20 protein-coding genes and 1 pseudogene are annotated in these 23749 nt (G+C 63.7%); 7 read left to right on the top strand and 14 right to left on the bottom strand.

Going from position 1 to position 23749, the window contains the following annotated elements:
• The first annotated feature begins 47 nt into the window (after positions 1-47).
• From NKI96_RS03835 to NKI96_RS03805, 7 genes are all read left to right on the top strand, one after another.
• Complete coding sequence (locus NKI96_RS03835) at positions 48-1154, top strand: ABC transporter substrate-binding protein (protein WP_023671169.1); 1107 nt, start codon at positions 48-50, stop codon at positions 1152-1154.
• Between the two features lie 63 nt (positions 1155-1217).
• Positions 1218-2132, top strand: coding sequence for an ABC transporter permease (locus NKI96_RS03830; RefSeq protein WP_023671170.1), 915 nt, complete (start codon positions 1218-1220; stop codon positions 2130-2132).
• Complete coding sequence (locus tag NKI96_RS03825) at positions 2129-2920, top strand: ABC transporter permease (protein ID WP_023671171.1); 792 nt, start codon at positions 2129-2131, stop codon at positions 2918-2920. Before NKI96_RS03830 ends, NKI96_RS03825 begins: the two co-directional genes overlap by 4 nt.
• Positions 2921-2950: 30 nt before the next feature.
• Positions 2951-4015, top strand: coding sequence for an ABC transporter ATP-binding protein (locus tag NKI96_RS03820; RefSeq protein ID WP_023686439.1), 1065 nt, complete (start codon positions 2951-2953; stop codon positions 4013-4015).
• Between the two features lie 149 nt (positions 4016-4164).
• Positions 4165-5718: a cation:proton antiporter gene (locus NKI96_RS03815; RefSeq protein ID WP_023695635.1), complete on the top strand. Its 1554-nt coding sequence runs from the start codon at positions 4165-4167 to the stop codon at positions 5716-5718.
• A gap of 88 nt (positions 5719-5806) precedes the next feature.
• Positions 5807-6715 carry an endonuclease/exonuclease/phosphatase family protein gene (locus NKI96_RS03810; protein ID WP_023671173.1) on the top strand — a complete coding sequence of 303 codons (909 nt, stop codon included), beginning with the start codon at positions 5807-5809 and terminating at the stop codon, positions 6713-6715.
• 7 nt (positions 6716-6722) lie between these two features.
• Positions 6723-7568, top strand: a complete 846-nt coding sequence (locus tag NKI96_RS03805; protein WP_352802993.1) for an EamA family transporter — start codon at positions 6723-6725, stop codon at positions 7566-7568.
• Between the two features lie 12 nt (positions 7569-7580).
• On the opposite strand, the pseudogene NKI96_RS03800 reads toward NKI96_RS03805, so the two are convergent.
• The 14 genes and pseudogenes from NKI96_RS03800 to NKI96_RS03735 all read right to left on the bottom strand — a co-directional run bounded on the left by NKI96_RS03800 (position 7581) and on the right by NKI96_RS03735 (position 23675).
• Positions 7581-8799, bottom strand: a pseudogene (locus NKI96_RS03800) (MFS transporter).
• Between the two features lie 89 nt (positions 8800-8888).
• Complete coding sequence (locus NKI96_RS03795) at positions 8889-9206, bottom strand: Dabb family protein (protein WP_023683219.1); 318 nt, start codon at positions 9204-9206, stop codon at positions 8889-8891.
• 20 nt (positions 9207-9226) lie between these two features.
• Complete coding sequence (locus NKI96_RS03790) at positions 9227-10855, bottom strand: GMC family oxidoreductase (RefSeq protein WP_023671177.1); 1629 nt, start codon at positions 10853-10855, stop codon at positions 9227-9229.
• 12 nt (positions 10856-10867) lie between these two features.
• Entirely contained in the window at positions 10868-11629 is a 762-nt protein-coding gene (locus NKI96_RS03785; protein WP_023825182.1) for a 3-ketoacyl-ACP reductase, read from the bottom strand.
• Entirely contained in the window at positions 11626-13128 is a 1503-nt protein-coding gene (locus tag NKI96_RS03780; RefSeq protein WP_352802990.1) for a GMC oxidoreductase, read from the bottom strand. The genes NKI96_RS03785 and NKI96_RS03780 overlap by 4 nt, the downstream gene beginning before the upstream one ends.
• A 5-nt stretch (positions 13129-13133) precedes the next feature.
• Complete coding sequence (locus NKI96_RS03775) at positions 13134-14249, bottom strand: ABC transporter ATP-binding protein (protein ID WP_023671180.1); 1116 nt, start codon at positions 14247-14249, stop codon at positions 13134-13136.
• Between the two features lie 4 nt (positions 14250-14253).
• The gene (locus NKI96_RS03770; RefSeq protein ID WP_023704034.1) at positions 14254-15198 is read right to left on the bottom strand and encodes a carbohydrate ABC transporter permease; all 945 of its coding nucleotides are present in this window, start codon (positions 15196-15198) and stop codon (positions 14254-14256) included.
• Positions 15195-16145 carry a carbohydrate ABC transporter permease gene (locus tag NKI96_RS03765; protein ID WP_023832915.1) on the bottom strand — a complete coding sequence of 317 codons (951 nt, stop codon included), beginning with the start codon at positions 16143-16145 and terminating at the stop codon, positions 15195-15197. The genes NKI96_RS03770 and NKI96_RS03765 overlap by 4 nt, the downstream gene beginning before the upstream one ends.
• A 256-nt stretch (positions 16146-16401) precedes the next feature.
• Complete coding sequence (locus tag NKI96_RS03760; protein ID WP_027049809.1) at positions 16402-17655, bottom strand: ABC transporter substrate-binding protein; 1254 nt, start codon at positions 17653-17655, stop codon at positions 16402-16404.
• A 59-nt stretch (positions 17656-17714) separates the two neighbouring features.
• Entirely contained in the window at positions 17715-19226 is a 1512-nt protein-coding gene (locus NKI96_RS03755) for an aldehyde dehydrogenase family protein (RefSeq protein WP_023686432.1), read from the bottom strand.
• A gap of 10 nt (positions 19227-19236) precedes the next feature.
• A complete protein-coding gene (locus NKI96_RS03750) occupies positions 19237-20013 on the bottom strand; it encodes an enoyl-CoA hydratase/isomerase family protein (protein WP_352802987.1) in 777 nt (258 codons plus the stop codon).
• The gene (locus NKI96_RS03745) at positions 20006-21607 is read right to left on the bottom strand and encodes an acyl CoA:acetate/3-ketoacid CoA transferase (RefSeq protein WP_352802984.1); all 1602 of its coding nucleotides are present in this window, start codon (positions 21605-21607) and stop codon (positions 20006-20008) included. Before NKI96_RS03745 ends, NKI96_RS03750 begins: the two co-directional genes overlap by 8 nt.
• Complete coding sequence (locus tag NKI96_RS03740) at positions 21604-22620, bottom strand: Gfo/Idh/MocA family protein (protein ID WP_352802981.1); 1017 nt, start codon at positions 22618-22620, stop codon at positions 21604-21606. Before NKI96_RS03740 ends, NKI96_RS03745 begins: the two co-directional genes overlap by 4 nt.
• Positions 22617-23675: a LacI family DNA-binding transcriptional regulator gene (locus NKI96_RS03735; protein WP_352802979.1), complete on the bottom strand. Its 1059-nt coding sequence runs from the start codon at positions 23673-23675 to the stop codon at positions 22617-22619. The genes NKI96_RS03740 and NKI96_RS03735 overlap by 4 nt, the downstream gene beginning before the upstream one ends.
• Positions 23676-23749 lie beyond the last annotated feature (74 nt).

The raw sequence follows: 23749 nt of genomic DNA, 5'->3' as shown, positions 1-23749 counted from the left end.
ATACCGCATCGCAGGCGTCCAGGACGCCAGTTCAACGGAGAGAACACATGTTCAAGTTCACAGGGAAAGTGCTTTCCCTTTCGGCCGTCGCCCTCATGGCGACCTCTGCTATCTCGTCGGCCCAGTCCATGGATGAACTGGTTGCCGCTGCGAAGAAGGAAGGCCAGCTCACGACAATCGCGCTGCCGCATGACTGGTGCGGCTACGGCGCCGTCATCGACGGCTTCAAGGCAAAGTATCCTGAGATCACCATCAACGAACTCAACCCCGATGCCGGCTCCGGCGACGAGGTCGAGGCGATCAAGGCCAACAAGGACAACAAGGGCCCGCAGGCGCCCGACGTCATCGACGTTGGCCTGTCCTTCGGCCCGACCGCCAAGGCTGACGGCCTGATCCAGCCCTACAAAGTGTCGACCTGGGACTCGATCCCCGACAGCGCCAAGGATGCCGATGGTTACTGGACCGGCGACTACTATGGCGTGCTATCCTTCCTGGTGAACAAGGACCTCGTCAAGGAAGCGCCTGCTGACTGGGCTGACCTGCTGAAGCCGGAATTCGCCAACACCGTGGCGCTTGCCGGCGACCCGCGCGCCTCGAACCAGGCCATCCAGGCCGTCTACGCGGCCGGCATTTCCGGTGGTGCGGCTGCCGGCGAAGCTGCTGGCACTGCTGGTCTCGACTTCTTCAAGAAGCTTAACGCCGCCGGCAATTTCGTGCCGGTCATCGGCAAACCGGCGACCCTGGCACAAGGCCAGACGCCGATCCTGGTGACCTGGGATTACAATGCACTTGCCGGTCGCGACACGCTGAAGGGCAATCCGCCCGTCGACGTCGTCGTGCCCAAGACCGGTGTCGTTGCCGGCGTCTATGTGCAGGCGATCAGTGCTTTCGCACCGCATCCGAACGCTGCCAAGCTCTGGCTGGAGTATCTCTACTCCGACGAAGGCCAGATCGGCTGGCTGAAGGGCTATTGCCACCCGATCCGCTTCAACGATCTTGCCAAGAACGGCAAGCTCCCGGCGGACGTGATGGCCAAGCTGCCGCCGGCCGAGGCTTACGCTGCCGCGGTGTTCCCGACGCTGGACGAGCAGGGCAAGGCAAAGGAAGCCGTCACCAAGAACTGGGATGCCGTCGTCGGCGCCAACGTCAAGTAAGGCTTGAAACCAACCGGGCGGCCTCGCGGCCGCCCGGTGTTCCTCGGAGACGGTAGCCGGCGCATGACAGATATCTCGCTTTCCGATCACGCAGTTGCCGGGAAGACCGCGCCCCCCAGCGAGGCGCGTGCAATGCGACTGCCGACGCAATGGCTCGGCGTTGCGCCATTCTTCATCTTCGCCATCATGTTCCTGATCCTACCCACGCTCTATCTGATGCTGGGTGCATTCCAGAACGATGCCGGCGAATTCACGTTCGAAAACATAGCAGCACTGGCGCAGCCATCGATTGTCGCCGCCTACTGGATCTCGCTCAAGGTCAGCCTTTCCTCGTCGCTGATCGGCGCCTTCGCAGGTCTCGGCATCGCCATCGCCATCGTGCGCGGCGGCCTGCCGGAGTGGATACGTTCGGCGACGCTGACATTCTCCGGCGTGGCTTCCAATTTCGCCGGCGTACCGCTGGCCTTCGCCTTCATCGCCACGCTCGGACGCCTCGGTCTCGCCACGGTGCTGCTCAACACCGTGTTCGGCCTCAACATTTATGCGCACGGCTTCAACATCCTATCGTTCTGGGGCCTGACGCTGACCTATGTCTATTTCCAGATTCCCCTAATGGTGGTCATCATCACGCCGGCGATCGACGGCTTGAAGAAGGAGTGGGGCGAGGCTGCGGCGACGCTTGGCGCCACCCAGACGCAATACTGGCGCATGGTGGTCATCCCGGTGATCTGGCCGAGTTTCCTCGGCACGGTCATCCTGCTCTTCGCCAATGCCTTCGGCGCCATCGCCACCGCCTATGCGCTGACCGGCTCTTCACTCAACATCGTACCGATCCTGCTCTATGCGCAGATACGCGGTGACGTGCTGCACAATGCCCATCTCGGCTATGCGATCGCCTTCGGCATGATCGTCATCACCGGGCTGGCCAATGTCTTCTACATTTGGTTCCGGACGCGCTCGGAGAGGTGGCTGAAATGAAGTCCGGAAAATTCTGGGCCTGGGTCGTCTTCGGGCTGGGCGCGGCCTATTTCTTCATTCCGCTGATCGCGACGGTGGAATTTTCCTTGCGCATGCGGCGCGGCGCTTATTCCTTCGACGCCTATCAGATCGTGCTTGGCGACCCTCGTTTTCAGGCGACCTTTGGCTACTCAGTGCTTGCCGCCATCTTCACCATCATTCTGGGCGTGTTGATCGTGGTGCCCGCCGCCTACTGGATTCGACTGCGCCTGCCGCAACTGCGGCCGATCGTAGAGTTCATCACGCTGCTGCCGCTGGTCATTCCCGCCATCGTCATCGTCTTCGGCTATATCAGGATGTACGGTTCGAATTCGCCGCTGCCGTTCCTGGCGACCGACATGGGCACAAATGCCTTGCTGGTCATCGGCTATGCAATGCTGGCGCTGCCCTACATGTATCGCGCGGTCGATACCGGACTGCGCACCATCGACGTCAGGACGCTGACCGAAGCGGCGCAGATCCTTGGCGCCGGTTGGGGCACGATCATTGGTCGTGTGATCCTGCCCAATGTGCTGATCGCCGTGCTGTCGGGCGCCTTCCTTACCTTCGCCATCGTCATTGGCGAATTCACCATGGCCAGCTTGCTCAACCGGCCCGCCTTCGGCCCCTATCTGCAAAACGTTGGCGCCAACCGCGCCTATGAGCCGGCGGCGCTTGCCATCATCGCCTTCGCCATCACCTGGGGCTGTATGTCGCTGATCCAGATCCTGTCCCGTTTCGCGCCGAGATCGGCGAACCGCCCGAACTGATCGACAAAGTACTGATCGAAAGAAAAAGCCATGGCCGAACCATTCCTCTCCATCCAGCATGTGCGAAAATCCTTCGGCGCCACCACCGTGGTCGAAGATTTCAATCTTGATGTCGAGCCGGGCGAGTTCGTATCCTTCCTTGGGCCATCGGGTTGCGGCAAGACCACCGTGCTGCGCATGGTCGCCGGTTTCGAAGAGCCGTCGGCGGGCAAGATCGTCGTCGCAGGCAAGGACATCACGAGGCTAAAGCCCAACCAGCGCAATGTCGGCATGGTGTTCCAAGCCTATGCGCTGTTCCCCAACCTGACGGTGGCGCAAAACATCGGCTTTGGCCTGAAGGTCGCCGGCATGCCCAAGGCGGACATCGACAGACGCGTGGCCGAGATGCTCGACATCATCAAGCTGCCGCAGATGGCCGACCGCTATCCCTACCAGCTCTCCGGCGGCCAGCAGCAGCGCATCGCGCTGGCGCGTGCCATCGCGCCGAAGCCGAAGCTGCTTTTGCTCGACGAGCCGCTGTCGGCGCTCGACGCCAAGGTACGTGTGTCGTTGCGCGAGGAAATCCGCTCGATCCAGAAGAAGCTCGGCATCACCACCATCTTCGTCACCCATGACCAGGAAGAGGCGCTGTCGATCTCCGACCGCATCGCGGTGATGTATGGCGGCAAGGCCGAGCAGGTCGGCACGCCGTTCGAGATCTACAACCGGCCGGCGACCAAGTTCGTCGCCAACTTCGTCGGCACGCTGAACGTGCTCGAAGGCAAGGTCACTGACGCCGCGGCCGGCACGGTGCAAGTCAACACGCAGGAAGTCTCGCTCAAGGGCAAGCTCAACGGCTCGAAGTCGGGCGACACGCTGTCGCTGGCGCTGCGTCCCGAGGCGATCTCGCTCGGACGCCAGCCCGGTCGCGATTCAAGCCTGTCGGGCGAAATCTCCGAAGTGCACTTCCTCGGCTCGGTCATTCGCGTTCGCGTCGGCATCGGCGGCAACACGGTGTCGCTCGACACCTTCAACAGCCCGGCAACGCCACCGCCGGCTGTCGGCGAGAAGGCCGACATATCGTTCTCATCGAGCGATATGCTGGTGCTGCACTAGCAAATCAGCATCCTGGGGCGACCGAGGCGGTCGATTCAAGCTGGCGCGATGAACGGCCGTATCATTGCCGGACCCCGAGTGCTGGATAATCAACAGCATCTTGCCATCCAGCCACTGCCCATGATGCCGCTTCGCCGCTACGATGGGCCATGGCGCTATTCGAACTTACCCTCATCCTGCTTCTGGCTGCCGTCGCGCTGACGGCGCTGTCGCGGCGGCTGGAAATTCCCTATCCGTCCCTGCTGGCTCTGGCCGGCGTCGCGATTGCCTTCGTACCCGGTGCGCCGACGATCGAGATCGATCCGGAGCTGGCGCTTGCCCTGTTCATCGCGCCGGTGCTTCTCGACGCCGCCTATGACACGTCGCTGCGCGACCTCAAGCGCTACCGGCTGTCGCTCGCGCTGCTGGCGCTAGGCGCCGTGGTCTTCACCACCGTGGTGGTTGCCTTGGTCGGCTGGAAGATGGCCGGCCTGCCGATCGCGGCGGCAATCGCGCTCGGCGCCATCGTCGCGCCACCGGATGCGGTGGCCGCATCCGCCGTGCTCAGCCAGTTCAAGGTACCGCACCGCATTACCGCCATCCTGCAGGGCGAGAGCCTGCTCAACGATGCCACGGCGCTGCTGATCTACCGGCTGGCGGTTTCGGCGGCGCTTGGCACGATCATGCTCAGCAACGCCGTTCCGGTGATCCTGCTGGCAACGATCGGCAGTGTGATCGCGGGCTATCTGTTTGGCCGCGTCTCGCTGCTGTCGCTCGGCCGCATCGAGGATGCGGCGAGCAGCACGGTGGTGCAGTTTGCCGGAACCTTCGCCGTGTGGATCATCGCCGACAGGCTGGGCCTTTCCGCCATCATCACCATCGTCGTCTATGCCATGACCATTGCGCGCAGGGCGCCGCGCCAGTCGTCGGCGAGACGCCGCGTCAGTACCTATTCGGTCTGGGAGTCGGCCGTGTTCGTGCTCAACGTGCTGGCTTTCGTGCTGATGGGCCTGCAGGCACGCACGATCGTTGGCAGGCTGGCCGGCGACGGGCAAGGCGAAGCATTCCTTTTCGCCGCAACGGTGCTGGTCGTCGTTATCGTCGCGCGCCTTGTCTGGGTGGCGAGTTACGTCGCGATCATCCGGTGGCTTGCCCGCTTCGGCAGCCAAGAGGCAAGGCGGGAATTGCCGACATTCGGCGGCGCCGTCATTGTCGGCTGGTGCGGCATGCGTGGGTTGGTGACGCTGGTGGTCGCCATTGCGCTGCCGGCCGATTTTCCCGGCCGAGACCCGATCGTGCTTGCCGCCTTCGCGGTGGTGCTGGGCACGCTGGTGCTGCAAGGCATGACGCTGAAGCCGCTGCTGCGCTGGATCAACTTCGACCCCGATAGAACCGTCGACAATGAGGTGGCGCAAGCGCGCGTCGCCATCATGCAGGCAGCACTGGACGTGCTGAGCCGCAAGACATCTGCGGCCGCCGCCGTCGTGCGCGAACAGTATGAAGCGCAGCGCCTGATTGCGGAAAACCCGGAGGACGCTCAGGCCGCGACCGAATACGACCGGCTGCGCCTCTATGCCATCAACCGCCAGCGCGACACGCTCGAGGAGTTGCGCAGCAACGGCACGATCGGCGACGAAGCCTACCACCGGCTGGAGGAAGAGATCGACTGGGCCGAACTGGCGGCATCGCCGGCGGGCCGGTTCCAGCCGCTGACCACATCATAGACGCTGGCCCAGTTCCGCCGTCGTGCCGGTACATTGCAACCCATCTGCCGAACCGCTACTGCCAAAGCGAAATTGAGCCGGATAAGCAATGAAGCTGGTCAGCTACAACATCCAGTACGGGTTCGGCGGCGATGGCCGTTACGACCTTTCGCGCTGCACCAAGCTGGTCGACGGCGCCGATATCATCGCGCTGCAGGAGGTCGAGCGGCATTGGCAGCGCACCAATGAGGACGACCAGCCGGAGGTCCTGTCCAAGCTGCTGCCTAGCTATTACTGGGTCTATGGCCCGGCCTTCGACATGGACGCCAGTGAGCAGCGCGACGGCCGGGTCGTCAACCGCCGCCGCCAGTTCGGCACCATGCTGCTGTCGAAGCTGCCGATCGCCTGGTCGCGGCTGCACGCGCTGCCCATGCGCCGCACGCTGCGGCCGCTCAACACGCGCAACGCCGCGCTCGAATGCATGATCCGCACGCCGGCCGGACCGGTAAGGGTCCTGTCGCTGCATCTCGCCCATATCGCGGCGGAGGAGCGTCTGGAGCAGATCGACTATCTCTTGGCCGAGCATCGCCGCGCGCCGTCCGAGGGCGGCCCGTGGAGCGGCGCGGACGATGAGCCTTCGCGCAACTGGACCAGTGGCGAGGCCGAGCCGGAAAACCCGACAGCTGCGATCTGGATGGGCGATTTCAACATGGAGCCTGGCAGCGCCGAATACAGCCGCATCGTCGGCAGCACGCCCTATCATCGCGGGGCAGCTTATCTCGACGGCTTTGTTGATGCCGCTGCCGTCGCTAGCGAGCCGGCTGCCGATTTCCACACCCATGTGAAAACGATCGACGGGAAAGTGGCAAAACGCCGGCTCGACCATTGCTTCGTCGGCGGTATGTTCGCGGACCGTGTGCGCTCGGTCAGTGCCGATATAGGCGAGATCGCTTCAGACCATTTTCCGGTCCGGATCGATATCGATCTCGAAACGCCTTTGAGCTCAGGAGATCGGTGAGCCCTCGATGACGCTTTTCGTCTTCTTCGCGGTGCTAGCCGCCGCCGCCATGCACGCGATCTGGAACGCGCTGGTCAAGGTCCATCTCGATCGCTTCCTGTCGATCACGCTGATGACACTGGGCATGGGGTTTGCCGCGCTTTTCGTGCTGCCCTTCGTCGAGTTTCCGAAGGCCGAAGTGTGGCCTTTCATCATCGCCTCGGTGATTTTCCACATGGGCTACCGGACTTTCCTGATCGGCGCCTACAAGGCCGGCGATTTCGCCCAGACCTATCCGCTGGCGCGCGGCACGGCGCCGCTTTTGACGTCCCTCGGCGGCGTTGTCGTGGTGCAGGAGATGCCGGCGCCTTTCGCCATCCTCGGCATCCTGCTGCTGTCGGCCGGCACGTTGGTGATGTCGTTTCGCGGCGGCGCGCATCTGGAGCGGATCAATGTGCGGGCGGTCGGCTTTGCGCTCGGCACTTCGATCTTCATATCCAGCTACACGCTCTCCGACGGCAGCGGCGCGCGGCTGGCCGCAACGGCAACGAGCTATGCCGCATGGCTGTTCATCTGCGATGCCACGTGGGCGCTGGTGCTGTGCCTCATCTTTCGCGGGCCCAAGGCGCTGCCCGTGCTGGCGCGCGACTGGAAGGCAGGCCTGTTCACCGGCGTGCTCAGCGGCGCGGCATACTGGATCGTCATGTGGGCGATGACCAAGGCGCCGATCGCCTCGGTGGCGTCGTTGCGCGAGACGTCGATCCTGTTTGCCATGATGATCTCGGTTTTCGCGCTCGGCGAGAAGATGACAGGCTGGCGCGGCGCCGCCGCGCTCGGCATCGTCGCCGGTGTCGTGGCCCTCAGACTGGGCTGAGAGCCTGATACTTCAGCCGAGCACCGTCATCACCTGTCCGCGCCGTTCCGTACTGAAGCGGATGACGACGATGATGCAGACGGCGACCACGCCGGCAAACAGCGCCAGCGCGTAGCCATAGCTGCCTCCAGACGTCTCGGCGATGCCGGCCTGGTAGGGACCGCCATAGGACGCCGCGAGATTGCCGGCCTGTGGTAGATGAAGCCGGGCAAGGTTGCCCGCACGGCGCCGGGCGACAGCTCGTTAAGATGCACCGGGATGACGCCCCAGGCGCCCTGCACCGCGACCTGCATGACGAAGGCGCCGATGGCCAGCATGAACGGTGTCGAGCTGAAGGCCCAGAGCGGAATCGAGGGCAAGGCAATCAGGCAGGCGAGCGTTATCGCGTTGACGCGGCCGATCTTCTCCGACAGTGCGCCGAACGCCAACCCGCCGACGATGGCGCCGATATTGGCGACGATGGTGATCCAGCTCACCGTGTGCGGGTCGAAGCCATGCTGCTTCTTGAGGAAGGTCGGGTAGAGGTCCTGCGTGCCGTGGCTGAAGAAATTGAAGAACATCATCAGCACGACCGCATAGACGGCGACGCCCAGTGCTTCCGCAGCGTTTCAAGAAGGCCAGGTCTGACGGATTTCTGCGCCTCGACGAAGGCCGGCGATTCCGGCACATGCGAGCGGATGAAGAGCACGATCAGTGCCGGCAGGAAGGAGAGCAGGAACATGGCGCGCCAGCCGATCGTGTAACCGCCGATCGTCTGCTCGTAAAGCACGCCGTAAACCACGGCCGCCAGAAGGTAGCCGGTGGGATAGCCGCATTGCAGGATGCCCGAGACCATGCCGCGGGCACTGGGCGGAATGGACTCCATGGCGAGCGAACTGCCCAGCCCCCATTCGCCGCCCATGGCGATGCCGAACAGAGCGCGCAGCGCCAGGAAAATGCCGAGATTGGGCGAGAAGGCAGCCAGCGCGCCGATCACCGAATAGCTGACGATGTTGAGCATCAGAATGGGCTTGCGGCCATATTTGTCGGCCAGCCTGCCGAAGAAGAAGGCGCCGATGAAGCGTGTCGCCAGCGTCAGGAACAACGCTTTGGAGACTGCCGGGACGTCAGTGTTGAATCAGGTTGCGATATCGGTGAGCAGGAACGTCAGAAGGAAGAAATCAAAAGCGTCGAGCGTCCAGCCGAGGAAGGAGGCAAGGACGGTTTTCTTCTGCTGCGCGGTGAGAGCCACGACGTTCCTCCTAAACGCCCCCGGGGAACGATATGTTCCTTGGGGCGCAAAAGAGAACAGGCGTCAGCCGGCTTTCGAAAGAAGCGCGGTCACTTTTTCGTAATGTCGAGATCGAACACCATCAGCCCGTCGGTGCCGCCTTCGAGCGCTGCGACCAATCGGGCGCCGGCGCGCTGATGCGCTTCATGCACGAGATAGGCGTCGCGGGCGGCGGCATCGCGGAAGTCGATGGTGAAGGCATGGCTGAAGCCGCGCGCGAACGGCTCCGGGCTGACATTGGTGCTGAAATGGACCGTGTCCATGCCGTCGACAACGGAGCGCAGTGCTTCGAGATCGGCGTGGATTGCGGTGCGCTCGGTGGCGGGCACATCGCTGCGGAAGCGTACGAAGACGCAGTGTCTGATCATTGGTTCGTTCTCCCAAGTGGCTATGCGGCCCGATTGCCGGAGAACACCGCCGGCGGCAGCGGCTCGCGGCCGAGGATGATGTCGGCGCCTTTTTCGCCGACCATGATGGTCGGCGCATTGGTGTTGGAGGAAGGCACGCGCGGCATCACCGAGGCATCGCAGACGCGCAGGCCCTCGATGCCGCGCAGGCGCAGGTCCGGTGTGACCACCGCCATATCGTCATGGCCCATGCGGCAGGTGCCCACGGGGTGATGGTCGGTCTTGGCGGTGCGGCAGGCATAGTCGATCAGCTCGTCGTCGCTGGCGAGCGATGGTCCGGGCAGCACCTCGCGCAACACGTAAGGTGCAAGCGCCTTCTGCCGCATGATCTCGCGCGCAAGCCTGAGGCCCTTGATCGACATGGCGCGGTCATAAGGGTCCGACCAATAGTTGGGATCGATCAGCGGGTGGTCGGCCGGGTCGGCGCTGCTCAGCCGCACCGTGCCGCGCGAGCGCGGGCGCAGGAAGGCCGAGTTCAAGGTCACGCCGGGGTTCTTCAACCTCTCGACGCCGGCCTCGATGCCGGAGCCGAGTCCGAGGTGGAACTGGATGTCGGGCGAGGCGGCGGTCGGATCGGCGTACCAGAAGCCGCCGGTCTCGAACAGGCTGGAGGCGACCGGCCCTTTCTTCAGCAGCAGATACTGCAAGCCGGCCCACGCGGTGCGGTGCAGCTTGGCGTAGTTGTCATAGGTGTGGTCGCCGGTGCATTCGGCGATGACGAACAAATCGAGATGGTCCTGCATGTTGGAGCCGACACCGGGCAGATCATGCACCGGCGTCACGCCGACCGATTTCAGGTGATCAGCCGGGCCGATGCCCGACTGCATCAACAGCTTCGGCGAACCGATGGCGCCGGACGAGACGATCACTTCGCGCTCGGCGCGCATGATGGTCTTCTCGCCGCCGGGTTTGTCAACGATCTCGACGCCGGTGGCGCGGCCTTTCTCGACGACGATGCGGGTGACCAGCACATCGGTTCGGACCGTCAGGTTCTTGCGGGCGCGGATGGGCTTCAAATAGGCGACCGAAGCGGATGAGCGCCGGGCGTCCTTCTGGGTCAGCTGGTAGTAGCCGACGCCTTCCTGGCTAGCGCCGTTGAAATCCGGGTTGAAGGGGATGCCCATCTCTTGGCCGGCGCGGAAATAGGCCTCGCAAATCGGCAGCGGCGAAATCGGGTTCGACACGCCGAGCGGCCCCTGGTCGCCGTGAAAATCGTTGGCGAAGCGCTGGTTGTTCTCGGCGCGCTTGAAATAGGGCAGCACGTCGCGATAGCCCCAGCCCGCGAGGCCCTCTTCCTTCTCCCATGCGTCGTAGTCGCGAGCGTTGCCGCGCGTGTATATCTGGGCATTGATGGACGAGCCGCCGCCGACCACCTTCGCCTGCGTATACCAGAAGACGCGGTCCTGCATGTGCCTCTGCGGCACAGTCGACCAGCCCCAGGAAGCGATGCCCTTGGTCATCTTGGCAAAGCCCGCCGGCATGTGGATGTAGGGGTGCCAGTCCTTGCCGCCGGCCTCGAGCAGCAGCACGGAATTCGCTGGATCCTCGCTCAGCCGGTTGGCCAGAACGCAGCCGGCCGGGCCGGCACCTACGATGATGTAGTCGGTCATAACTCTATCCACCTACAGTCGAGGCACGGAGAGCGCGCCGTCGACATTGATAATCGAGCCTGTGGAAAAGCCGAGCTTGCCGGCGGCAAGCGTCGCCACCACGGCGCCGATGTCCGATGCTTCGCCCCAGCGTTTTGCCGGCACCAGGCCGCTGTCGATAAGCGCGTCGTATTTGGCTGATACGCTCGCGGTCATGTCGGTGCGAATGATGCCGGGCCGCAGTTCGAACACGCCGATGTTTTCCGGCGCAAGCCGTAGCGCCAGGTTCTTCACCCACATCGAAAGGCCGGCTTTCGAGATGCAGTAGTCGGGGCGTTCCGGCGAGGCCATATCGGCGCTGACCGAGGTGATGGTGATGATCGAGCGCGGATGATTGCTGGGAGCCGCCAGCATCGCCTTGGCGACGGCCTGGCTAAGGAATACGGTGCCGCGCAGATTGATGCCGAGCGCACGGTCGAAGTTTTCGGGCGTCAGTTCCAGCAGGTCGCCGCGCACCACGGCGCCGACGCCGGCATTGTTGACGAGGCAGTCGATGCGGCTGAAGGCACGTATGGCGGCGTCGACGAGGGCCGTGTGATCCTCGAGGTTGGCGATATCACAACGGACATAGGCGAACTCCGCACCCCGTGCGGTGATGTTGGCGGCCAGTTCGTCCGGCGCTTGTTCGGCAAGGTCGGCGATCAAAATGTCGAAGCCGTCCCCGGCCAGCGCCTCGGCGCAGGCGAGCCCAATGCCGCGCGCACCGCCGGTGACGATTGCTGCGGGGCGGGTCATGCCGCGAGGTCCGTTCGGCGAATATGCTCGGCCACGCGCAGCGCCTGTGCCGCAATCGACAGCGCCGGATTCACGGCGGCCGAGTTCGGCAAAAAACTGGCGTCGACAACGAACAGGTTCGGGTGGTCGAAGGCGCGGCAGAAAGGGTCGAGCGGCGACGTCGCCGGGTCATCGCCCATTTTCACCGTGCCGCACTGGTGCGAGGGCGTGCGCTTGTCGAAGGGACGCGACAGCACGATGGGATAACCGCAGGCGCGGAAGTTCTCACGCATCACCCTGGTCAGCCCGTCCAGCGACTGCATGTTGGAGCGCCGCCATTGCATGACGATGTCCTTGCCGTCGACCATGATGCGGCTTTCCGGATCGGGCAGATCCTCGCACATCAGATACCAGTCGACGGCGCGACCGGCCATGTAATCGAGCGCGAATTTCGGCACGCGTTTGACGTTGGCCTTCAACATGTTGCCGTCGATCTTGCCGAGCAGTTGGACGTTGCCGAGCGGCTTGCCGCCTTTGCCGTCGGAGAGATAGTAGTCATTCAGCATCAGCGTCTTCTGGTAGACGCTGTCGTTCCTGCGGCGCGGATCGATCGCCAGCATGGCGCTCGAATTATGGTTCATGAAATTGCGGCCGACCTGGTCGGAGCGGTTGGCGAAGCCTTTGCCATCTGGTGAAGGCGAGCGCAGCAGGATGACGGCGGAATTGACCGCGCCGGCGGACAGGATGACCAGCTTCGGCGCGACTTTCTTCAGCTCGCCATTCTGACGGTAGTGAACGGCAGCGATGCTTTTGCCGTCGGACGACGCTTCGAGATATTCGACATGGCAGCCGGTTTCGAGTCGGATATTGCTGTCCTTAAGTGCAGCCGTCAGCGGTCCGGTCTGCGCATCGACCTTGCCCTGGGCGGTGTTGGGGAATGCGTCCCAGCCGGTCTTGCCCTCCTTCAGCCAGGTGTCGATGTCGACGCCGAGCGGCAGCGAGGCGGGGTGCAGGCCCAGTCCCTTCAGCTCGGCGCGGGCGCGCGCAATCGGCGCTTCGTCGGGCACCGGCTTGAAGGCATAGGGGACCGAGTGGAACGGTTCGGTCGGGTCCTCGCCAAGTGAGCCGCGGACGCGAAACAGCTGCTCGGCTTTCGAATACCAAGGCTCGAATTCATCGTAGGAAAACGGCCATGCTGGCGAGACGCCACCGAAGTGCTCCACGGCGGCGAAATCCTCTTTGCGGTAGCGGATCAGCACCGCGCCGTAGAATTTCGAATTGCCGCCGACATAGTAGTAATTGCCGGGGTTGAAGGCGGCGCCGCCGGGCTCGCGCCACATCTCCTTCGGACGGTAGTGGCCGTCGACGAAGATGGAGCGCGTGTCGCGGGCATGCGGCGTTGCCGTCAAGGGCTCGCCGCGCTCCAGCATCAGGACCGAGGCGCCGCTGCCCGCCAGACCGGAGGCGATCGTAGCGCCGCCGATGCCGGAGCCGATGATGACGATATCGGGGCTGACCATCTCGATCAGCGGATGCGGTGTTCGGTCGCCGGATCGAAGAACACGGCCTTGGTCAGGTTGAAGGCGAGCGGCGTGCTGGTGCCCGGCTGGATGTTGGCGTCGGCCCGCAACCGCGCCACCACGCCCTTGCCGCCGAGATTGGTCACCGCGAAAGTATCGGACCCTGCCGGCTCGACCACTTCGATGTGCAGGTCGGCAGTGGCAATGTTGGAGGCGTTGCGTTCCGCACCTTCCGGATCGGTCAGCGCTTCCGGGCGCACGCCGAAGATGATCGGCTTGCCCTGGAATGCCGAAAGACCCGCCGGCGCGTTGGCCATCGGCAGCGTGATCGGCTCGCGCGCCTCGCGCTCCAACACGACGGACAGCGCATTTCCCGACGTGGCAATGGTCGCCGGGATCAGGTTCATCGCTGGCGAACCCATGAAGTCGGCGACGAACAAATTGGTCGGGTTGTTGTAGATCTCGGCCGGGGTGCCGAACTGCTGCACCTCGCCGTCGCGCATGACGGCGATCTTGGTAGCCAGCGTCATCGCCTCGATCTGGTCGTGGGTGACGTAGACGATGGTTGTGCCGGTGGTGGCATGCAGGCGCTTGATCTCGATGCGCATGTCAACGCGCAATTTGGCGTCGAGGTTGGACAAAGGCTCGTCGAACAGGAACAGCTTGGGGTCGCGCACCAGCGCCCGGCCCATGGCGACGCGCTGGCGCTGGCCGCCGGAAAGCTGGCTCGGCTTGCGCTGCAGGAGGTGGCCGATCTGCAGGACCTTGGCCACCTTGTCGATCGCCTTTTGGCGTTCGTCGGCCGGCACGCCGCGCATCTCCATGCCGAAGGAGATGTTTCCGGCCACCGTCATGTTCGGATAGAGCGCATAGCTCTGGAACACCATGGCGATGTCGCGCTTGGATGGGTGCAGATCGTTGATGGCGCGGCCGTCGACGCGGATTTCGCCCTCGGTGATCTGCTCCAGGCCGGCAATCGTGTTGAGCAAGGTGGACTTGCCGCAGCCGGACGGGCCGACCAGCACCAGGAAGCCGCCCTTTTCGAGCTCGACATCGATGCCCTTCAGGATCTCGACATTCCCGAAGCGCTTCTTCAGCCCATCAATTTCCAGAAAAGCCATCAGATTATCCTTTGACCGCGCCCGCCATCAGGCCACGCACGAAGTAGCGGCCGGCGACCACATAGACGAGAAGGGTGGGCAGGGCTGCGATCATCGCCGCAGCCATGTTGACGTTGTATTCGACGACGCCTGTCGAGGTGTTGACGACGTTGTTGAGCGCCACCGTCATCGGCATCACGTCGCCGGAGCCGGCATAGGCGGAGGCGAACAGGAAGTCGTTCCAGATGTTGGTGAACTGGTAGATCACCGTCACCACGATGATCGGCAGCGAGTTGGGCAGCATGATGCGCCGGAAGATCTGGAAGAAGCTTGCCCCGTCGATCTGCGCCGCCTTCACCAGCTCGTTCGGAAACGCTTCGTAGTAATTGCGGAAGAAGAGGGTGGTGAAACCGATGCCGTAGACGACGTGAACGAACACCAGGTTCACGGTCGGATTGCCAAAGCCGAAGGTGAAACCGGTCGCGTTCTGCAGCTTGACGCCGAACCGGCCCAAGCTGCCGAGGATCGTTGCCATCGGCAGCAGTACCGACTGGAACGGGATGAAACAGGCAAACAGCATCAGCCCGAACACCAGCGTCGCCCCGCGAAAGCGCCATTTGGTCAGCACATAGCCGTTGAGCGCGCCGAGCAGGGTCGAGATGATGACTGCCGGAACCACCATCTTGATCGAGTTCCAGAAATAGCCCTTCATGCCGACGCAGGTCAGGCCCGAGCAAACTTCGCTCCACGCCTTTATCCATGGGTCGAAGGTCGGCGCCTGGGGCAGCGCCAGCATGTTGCCGTTCTGGATCTCCTCCATGGTCTTGAACGAGGTCACCAGCATGACGAACAGCGGCATCAGGTAGAACAACGCAAACAGCGCCAGCAGTCCGTAGATGACGATGCGGTTCAGGGTCTTGGTGCTCATGCCGCTAGAGGCCTGGCGGGCAGGGGTGGCAACGGCGCTCATTGCGGCTTCTCCCGCAGTTCCGAATAGAGATAGGGCACGATGATGGCGACGATGGTCATCAGCATGATCACGGCACTCGCCGAGCCGACAGCCATTTCGTTGCGCTTGAACGTGTACTCATACATGAAGTTGGACGGCAGCCAGGCCGAGCCACCGGGGCCGCCGCTGGTCAGCGCCACCACCAGATCGTACGACTTGATGGCGAGGTGGGCGAGCACGATGAAGGCCGACAGGAAGATCGGCCGCAGCAGCGGAATGACGATGCGGCGGTAGAGCTGGAAAGTAGTGGCGCCATCGATCTGCGCCGCTTTCATGATCTCACCGTCGATGCCGCGCAGGCCGGCCAGGAACATCGCCATGATGAAGCCGGAGGCTTGCCAGACGCCGGCGATGACCACCGTGTAGATGACGAAATCCTTGTTCTTGATCCAGTCAAAATGGAAGCTCGTCCAGCCCCATTGATGCAGGGTCTGCTCAAGGCCGAGGCCGGGATCGAGAAACCATTTCCAGGCGACGCCGGTAACGATGAAGGACAGCGCCATCGGGTAGAGATAGATCGGCCGCAACACGCCTTCGCCGCGGATCTTCTGGTCGAGCAGGATGGCCAGGAACAGGCCGAGCGCCAGGCACATGGCGATGTAGAGAAAGCCGAAAATGCCCATATTGACGATCGACGTGTACCAGCTCGATGGCGGGTCGGAGTCGAACGTCCAGCCCCATAGCCGTAGGTAGGCGCGCGGTCCGGTGATGACATAGGACGGAAAAGTCTTGGAATTGGTGAAGGACAGATAGACCGTCCACAGGATGAAGCCATAGACGAAGACGATGGTGATGGCGAAGCTCGGCGCCAGCACGATCTTCGGCAGCGCGTCCTGCAGTCGCGCGCGCACCGAGGGGCGCGACCGCTCCGGCGTCAGCTTGATCTGGGTTGTCGCTACACTGCTCATGAGGCTCCTCCCGTTTCGGGTTGTCCGTGCTCTGCCGTCAGGCGGCAAGGCGACCCCGTGCATACGGGTCTCTGGTCGGCATGGTGTTCAAGAGCGTTTTCACCGTTTCACGGAAACGGCGAACCTCTCTAACTCTTTCTTTTACGCAATTCCGGCCGGAAAACCGCTCACACTTTTCCTGGAATTGCGCCAGCTGGCCAATCCTTAGGTGAAACCTTCCCCGCCGAAGCGGGGAAGGTGTGTTTCTGGCTAGCGCTTACTTGGCGTCGTCGATCGCCTTTACCAGTTCGGTCACGGCTTCGTCCGAGGTCTTGATCTGACCATGGACGAACTTCGAAACGACGTCCTTGTAGGCATTGGCGACTGCCGGAGGCGCGCCATAGCCCTGGGCAAGCGAGCCGAACAGTGTGCCGCCTTCGTTGGCAGCCTTCAGGTCGGCGATGCCCTTCTTGCCGCACGCGTCGAAGTCGGTGTCCGGAACGTCGGTACGGGCGGGAACCGAACCCTTGACGACGTTGAAGGCCGACTGGAAGCTCTTCGACAGGGTGGCGGTGGCCAACGCGACCTGGGCGGCCTTGCGGTCGTCCGGAACGTTGAACATGCCGAACATGTCGGAGTTGTAGACCACCGAGCCTTCCGTGCCCGGGAAGCGATAGCACAGGAAGTCGGTGCCCGGCGTTTTCTTGGCGGCGTTGAACTCGCCCTTGGCCCAGTCACCCATCACCTGCACCAGGGCATCGCCCTTGATGACCATGGCGGTGGCAAGGTTCCAGTCGCGGCCCGAGAAGTTCGGGTCGACATAGGTGACGAGCTTGGCGAGGTTATCGAACGACTTCTTCATCGTGTCCGACTTGAGGGACTCGTCGTCGAGGTCGTTGAAGGCCTTCTTGTAGAACTCAGGTCCGCCGGTCGACAGCACGACCGAGTCGAACATGGTGGCTTCCTGCCAGTTCTGGCCGCCAAGGGCGAGCGGAATGACGCCAGCCGCCTTGGCTTTGTCGAGCAGGGCGACGAAGTCGTCGAAGGTCTTTGGCTCGGTGCCGCCGATCTTGTCCATCACCGCCTTGTTGATCCACAGCCAGTTGACGGAGTGGACGTTGACCGGAGCAGCGACCCACTTGCCGTCATAGACGGAGAACTTCTGCAGGGCTGCCGGAACCGACTTGTCCCAGCCTTCCTTCTTCGCCGTCTCGGTCAGGTCGCCCATCACGCCGGCCGCCGCATAGTCGAGCACGGTGTAGCCGAGCATCTGCGACGCGGTCGGGTAATTGCCGGCCGCGACCATCGCCTTCAGCGCAGTCATGGCGGCGTCGCCGCCACCACCGGCCACCGGCACGTCCTTCCAGGCATAGCCTTCCTTGGCAAGGTCGCCCTTGAGGACGTTGAGAGCAGCCGCTTCGCCGCCCGACGTCCACCAATGCAGCATCTGCACTTCCTTGACGTCCTCGGCATGGGCCGAGAAAGCAAAGGCCGTCGCCAGAGCCGTTCCGATAAGCAGTTTGCGCAACATGTTCTACCTCCCTTGTTGCATTACACGACCGGTGGAAGCCCCACCGGGTTCTTCCAAACTCAGCCGACCCACCAACCGGTGCGCTGGCCGCGATGAAACTGGATTGTCTTTTCCTCGGTATAATCCTCGACAGCGCGTTTGCCGAGTTCGCGTCCGATGCCGGACTGCTTGTAGCCCCCGAATGGCAACTCGGGAAAGCCTTCCATGAATGTGTTCACCCAAACGGTCCCCGAACGCACACCACGCGCCACCGACATACAAGTGTCGATGCTGGCGCTCCACACCCCTGCAGACAGACCATAGGGCGTGTTGTTGGCGATGTGCAACGCCTTTTCAATCGATCCAAAAGTCAGCACGGAGAGCACCGGGCCAAACACTTCCTCGCGCGCAATAGCCATGTCTTCGGTAACGCCGCGGATGATGGTCGGATCGAGGTACTGGCCGGCATTGGACGCCAATTGGCCGCCACCGGTATAGACATTGCTGCCGTCTTTTGCTGCCGCCACGACGTAATCCGCCACCTTGGTCAGATGGTCGGCGGAAATCATCGCGCCAACCTTGGTTCGGTCGTCGAGTGGGTCGCCGACCGTTACCTTGGCGGTCAGGGCCTTGACAGTGGAGAGGAAATCGTCGGCGATGGCTTCATGCACGATCAGCCGGCTGCCGGCATTGCAGCATTCGCCGGCGTTGAAGAAGCCGCCGAACACTGCTGCGTCAGCGGCCGCCTCGAGATCGGCATCGGGGAAGACGATCTGGCCGTTCTTGCCGCCGAGCTCCATCGAGACTTTCTTCAGCGACTGCGCGGCGGAAGCCATGGTCATCTTGCCGACGCGGGTAGAGCCGGTGAACGACACCATCTCGACCAGCGGATGGCTGACCATCGGCCCCCCGACATCGGCGCCGAGGCCGGCCAGGATGTTGACGACGCCCGCGGGCAGGCCGGCCTGCATCAGGATGTCGCCGAGCACGAAGGTCGAGGCCGAGGTCATTTCGCTCGGCTTGACCACCGCGGTGCAGCCGGCGGCGAGCGCGAAGGGCAGTTTCTGGCTGACGATCAGGAACGGGAAATTCCACGGGGTGATGATCGAGACGACGCCGATCGGCTCGCGCAGCACCACGCCCAGCATGGCGTCGCCGAGATTGGCGTAACTCTCGCCGTGCAGCGTGCGGGCGAGCGAGGCGGCATAGCGCCAGATGTCGACGGCGCCGCCGATCTCGCCGCGCGCCTGGGCGATCGGCTTGCCGGATTCCAGCGCATCGAGGCGGGCGATGTCTTCGAGCTGGGCCTCGATCAGGTCAGCCGTCTTGAGCAAGATCGCGGCGCGCTCGGCCGCCTTCGTGCGCGGCCACGGGCCGGTCTCGAATGCCTTGTGCGCGGCCTGCATGGCCGCCTCCACCTCGGCCTCGCCGGCCTGCGCATAGCGCGAAACGGTGAAGCCATGGCCGGGGCTGTTGCGCGCAATCGTGCGGCCGTCACGGGCATCGACATGCTTGCCGTCGATCAGGAGCTTGTAAGCCTTCGGCGCCTTGGACGCCTCGGCCGGCATGGAAATGTTGAGCGGTGCGTTCATCATGCTTTCTCTAGGATCTTGAAAAGGCCGGCTTCTGCTTGGCCTTGAAGGCGCTCACGCCGGCTTTGAGGTCGCCGGTCAGCGCAACGAAGCCGCTGGCGAGCGCCTCGGTGGCGGCCGCACTTTCCTCGCCTTCGGCGACTGCGATCATCAGCTTGGCGGCTTCGGTTGCGAGCGGCCCGCGCCCGGCGATTTTTTCGGCCCAAGTCCTGGCCTCTGCCAGCGCCTGGCCGGTCTCGACCACGCGGTCAACGACGCCGAGGGCAAGCGCGTCGGAGGCGGCAAAGAGCTCGCCGCCGAGTGCCATGCGGCGCACGATCTGGGCCCCAAAGCGGCGCACGGCGCGCTGCGTGCCGGACCAACCGGGGACGACGCCGATCGATGTCTCGGGAAAGCCGAGCTTCACCTGCGTTTCGGCGACACGGAAGTCGCAGGCGACCGCCAGCTCCAGCCCGCCACCCAGCGCATGGCCGGAAAGCACCGCGATGGTCGGCTGCCGCAGCCGCGCCAGTCGGTCGAAGACACGGTGGCCGTAGCGCACCCATTGCACCTGAAAGTCGGCAGCGCTCATTTGTGCCCAGGCCTCGACGTCGCCGCCGGCGCAAAAGCCTTTGCCTTCGCCGCGGATCAGCACGACGCGCACGCCTTCAGCCATTTCGGCTTCGTCGAGCGCTGTCTCGAGCGCGCGCAGCATCAGAATGTCCAGCGCGTTGAACTTCTCCGGCCGGCGCAGCGTGACGATGCCGATGGCGCCGTCCTGCTCGAAGGTGACGAGGCGCTCAGCCATGCGCGCCTCCGAGCGAAGCGCCACCATTCAGCGACAGGCCGATCGGCCGGTCCTGATAGAGAGCCGCCGGCGTGACCTTGAGATCGTTGGCGATGCCGAGCGGAATCTCTGACTGCGCCAGCACATCGCGTTCGAGGTCGATGCCGGGCGCCAGTTCCGTCACCATCAGACCGTCCGGCGTCAGCTTCATCACGCAGCGCTCGGTGACGTAGGTGATGTCCTGCCCTTGCGCGACGGCGCGCTTGCCGGAGAAGGAGATGTGTTCGACCTCGTTGACCACCTTCTTGACCTTGCCTTCTGCATCGATGCGGATGCCGCCATCGGCGAGCGACAGTTTTGCGCCGGCATTGAAGAAGCCGGAGAAGACGATCTTTTTCGCCCGTGCCGTGATGTCGACAAAGCCGCCGGCCCCGGCGGTGACATGTGGCCGGGCCGAGAGTTTCGACACGTTGACGGAGCCATGGCGGTCGATCTGCAAGAAGGAGAGCAGCGAGGCATCGAAGCCGCCGGCCTGGAAATAGATGAACTGGTGCGGCGAGGGCATGATCGCCTCGGCGTTGGAAGCGCAGCCGAACTTGAAGTCGAGCAGCGGCACGCCGCCGACCGCGCCCTGCTCGATCACCCAGGTGACCTTGCCGTGCTGGCCTTCCTCGAGAAGGATACGCGGCACATTGGCCGAGATGCCGAAGCCGATATTGACGGCCATGCCATCGCGCAACTCCATGGCGACGCGGCGCGCGATTACTTTCTGGATGTTCATTTCGGCGTTGCGAAAGCTTGACAGCGGGCGGAAGATCTCGCCCGAAATCGCCGGGTCGTAAGGCGTCAACGTCGTCTGCAACTGGTCCGGCGCCACCACGATGTGGTCGACCAGGACGCCGGGCACGCGCACGTCATGCGGCTTCAGCGTGCCGTTCTCGACGACGCGCTTGACCTGCGCAATGACGATGCCGCCATTGTTGCGGGCGGCGAGCGCCTGTTCGAGGCCGCCCAAATAGGCGCCTTCATGCTCGTAAGTGAGGTTGCCGCGCTCGTCGGCGGTGGTGGCGCGGATGATCGAAACGTTGGGCACGATCGAGCGGAAATAGAGCCATTCCTCGCCGTCGAACTGCTGCACCGAGACGATCGGCTCGCTTGCAGCCTCATTCATGGCGCAGCCCTGGTGGCGCGGGTCGGCAAAAGTGTCGAGGCCGACCTTGGTCAGCACGCCCGGCCGCTTGGCGGCAGCTTCGCGGTGCATGTCGAACAGGATGCCGGACGGCACATTGTAGGCGGCGACCGAATTGTCGCCGATCATCTTCCATATCTGCGGCGGCTCGGACGAGGAGGGGCCCGAGGGATAGGAGCCGCAGAGCGTGCGCTTCAACAGGCCAGGCTTAGCCAGATGGTCGATGCCCTTGATGCCATACATGTCGCCGGCGGCGATCGGATGCAGCGTGGTGATGTCTTTCGGATGGCCTTCAGCGTCGAAGCGCTGGCCGATGGCAGCCAGCACGGCATCCGGGCAGCCGAGGCCGCTCGATGACGAGACGGAGACGGTCATGCCGTCCTTGATGAGGCTGGCGGCCTGCTGAGCGGAGACGAGCTTGCTCACTTGGCGCTCCCGAGTTTCGGCTCGATGGCAACCGCCTTGCCGGATTTCCCGGACAGCAACGCTGCTTCGGCGCAGGCTAGTGACCAGACGCCGTCCTCGCCGGTTGCGGAAGGCTGGCCCGCGCCGCTAATAGCGGCATGGAACTGGCGCAGCGACCTGACGTAGAGGTCTTCGCGGTCGAAGCTCAGTTCCTCCTCGCCCTTGGCGGTGCGTAGCAGCACCGAACCGACCGGCTTCTGCGTCATCACATTTTTAGCGATCAGCGAGCCTTCGGAACCATGCACCTCGAAGCCGGTATCGGCGAACTTCGTGGTGAAGCCTTCATGCGACTGGGCAATCAAACCGGACCTGAAGCGCCAGATGCACATGGCGCCGTCTTCCAGCCCGCTGCCGGCCATGCCGGCCGACTGGGTGAAGGCCGAAATCTCGATCGGGTCGTCGCCGAGCACGAAGCGCAGCGTGTCGGCATCGTGCACGGTGATGTCGAGCACCACGCCGCCGCCGGCTTCCGGTTTGGTGATGCGCCAGCCCTGCAGGTTCTCCGGCAGATAGACGGCATGGAACACACGCGCGGCAATCGGCTTGCCGATGCGGCCGGCTGATATGGCGTCGCGCATGGCGCGGTGGGCGCCGGCATTGCGCAGATGATGGTTGGTGCCAAGCACCACGCCGGCTGCCTTGGCGGCGGCGACCATGGTGCGCGCGTCGGCGCTGTTCAGCGCCAGCGGCTTTTCGCACAGAACATGCTTTCCCGCCTTGATCGCGGCCAGCGCCTGTTCGAGATGCAGTTCATTGGTGGTCGAGATGTAGACGACGTCGATGTCGGCGCCGAACAGGTCGTCCAATGTCGAGACGGCAAGCGGAATGTTCTGTTCCGCGGCATAAGTCTTGGCGCGCTGCGGGCTGGAGCTCATCACTGCGGCGACTTCGCCACCCTCCTGCGCACGGATGGCGTTGATCATGAATTGCTTGGCGATCGTGCTGGCGCCGATCAATCCCCATCTGACGCTCATGCCGCGTCTCCGATTCCTGCTGATGTGTCCTGGGCGCGGCGATCGGGACCGCAGCTGTCCCTGACGACCAGATTGACCGCGCCGACATGGTCCTCGGCATGGGTGATGCGCGACTGGATCATCTTCAGCATGACGTGAGCGGCGCGTTCACCGAGGCCGGGTGTGTCGACCGAGACGCTGGTCAGCGCCGGCATATAATGCTCGGCCTCGACCACGTCGTCGAAGCCGACGACGGCAAAGTCCGCGCCGGGCTCCAGCCCGCGCTTGCGCAGCGCCAGCATGACGCCGAAGGCGACCGCGTCGTTGAAGCACAGCGCCGCCGTCGGCGGCTCGGCCATGGCAAGGGCGGTTTCCAGGCACGCGATGCCGCCCCTGCGGCTGGTCTCGCCTTCGACGACAAGCACGTCGCGCCTGGCAATGCCCAATGTTTCGCAAGCTTCACGAAAACCGCCCAGGCGCTCCTGATAGACGACCAGGTCGGAGGTGCCGCCGAAGAAGGCCAGCCGGCGATGGCCCTTGCCGATCAGATGGGCGGCGGCGAGATACGCGCCGCGATGATTGTCAGGCGCGATCACCGGGATGCGGCTGTCCGGCAGGCGGCGCATGGCGAAGACGACCGGCACGCCCGCCATCTCGAGGCGACGGAAGGCGCCCGGCGTGGTGCCGCGCGCCGGTGACACGATCAGGCCTGCGACGCCCTGTTCCATCAGCGACTTCAGCACTTCTTCCTGGCGCACCGGGTTCTCCGCGGTGTTGGCGATGAAGGGCACGATGCCGGCTGACTGGAAGACGCGCTCCATGCCGACCGCCAGTTCGGCGAAAAAGGGGTTGGTGAGATCGTTGATGACCATGCCGATGACGTTGGAATGGGCTTTGCGCAGATTGGCGGCGCCGCGGTTGTAGACATAGCCGACATCCTCGATCGCCTTGCGAACCTTGACCGCGGTTTCAGGCCGGATCAGCCCTGAGCCTTGCAGCACAAGCGACACCGTCGATTTGGACACACCAGCCTCGCGGGCGATGTCCAGGATCGTTGCCTTGGCCCGGCTGGCCATGTCGGTGGTTTCCTCCGCTTAAATGGGCAAATCTATTGGAACGTTCTAATCACTCTGCCAACCGAGAGTCAATC

The organism is Mesorhizobium sp. M0292, from assembly GCF_040321695.1.
Taxonomy (GTDB): domain Bacteria; phylum Pseudomonadota; class Alphaproteobacteria; order Rhizobiales; family Rhizobiaceae; genus Mesorhizobium.
The sequence above is the reverse complement of the archived record's forward strand: the minus strand, read 5'-3'. Positions and strand labels throughout refer to the sequence as shown.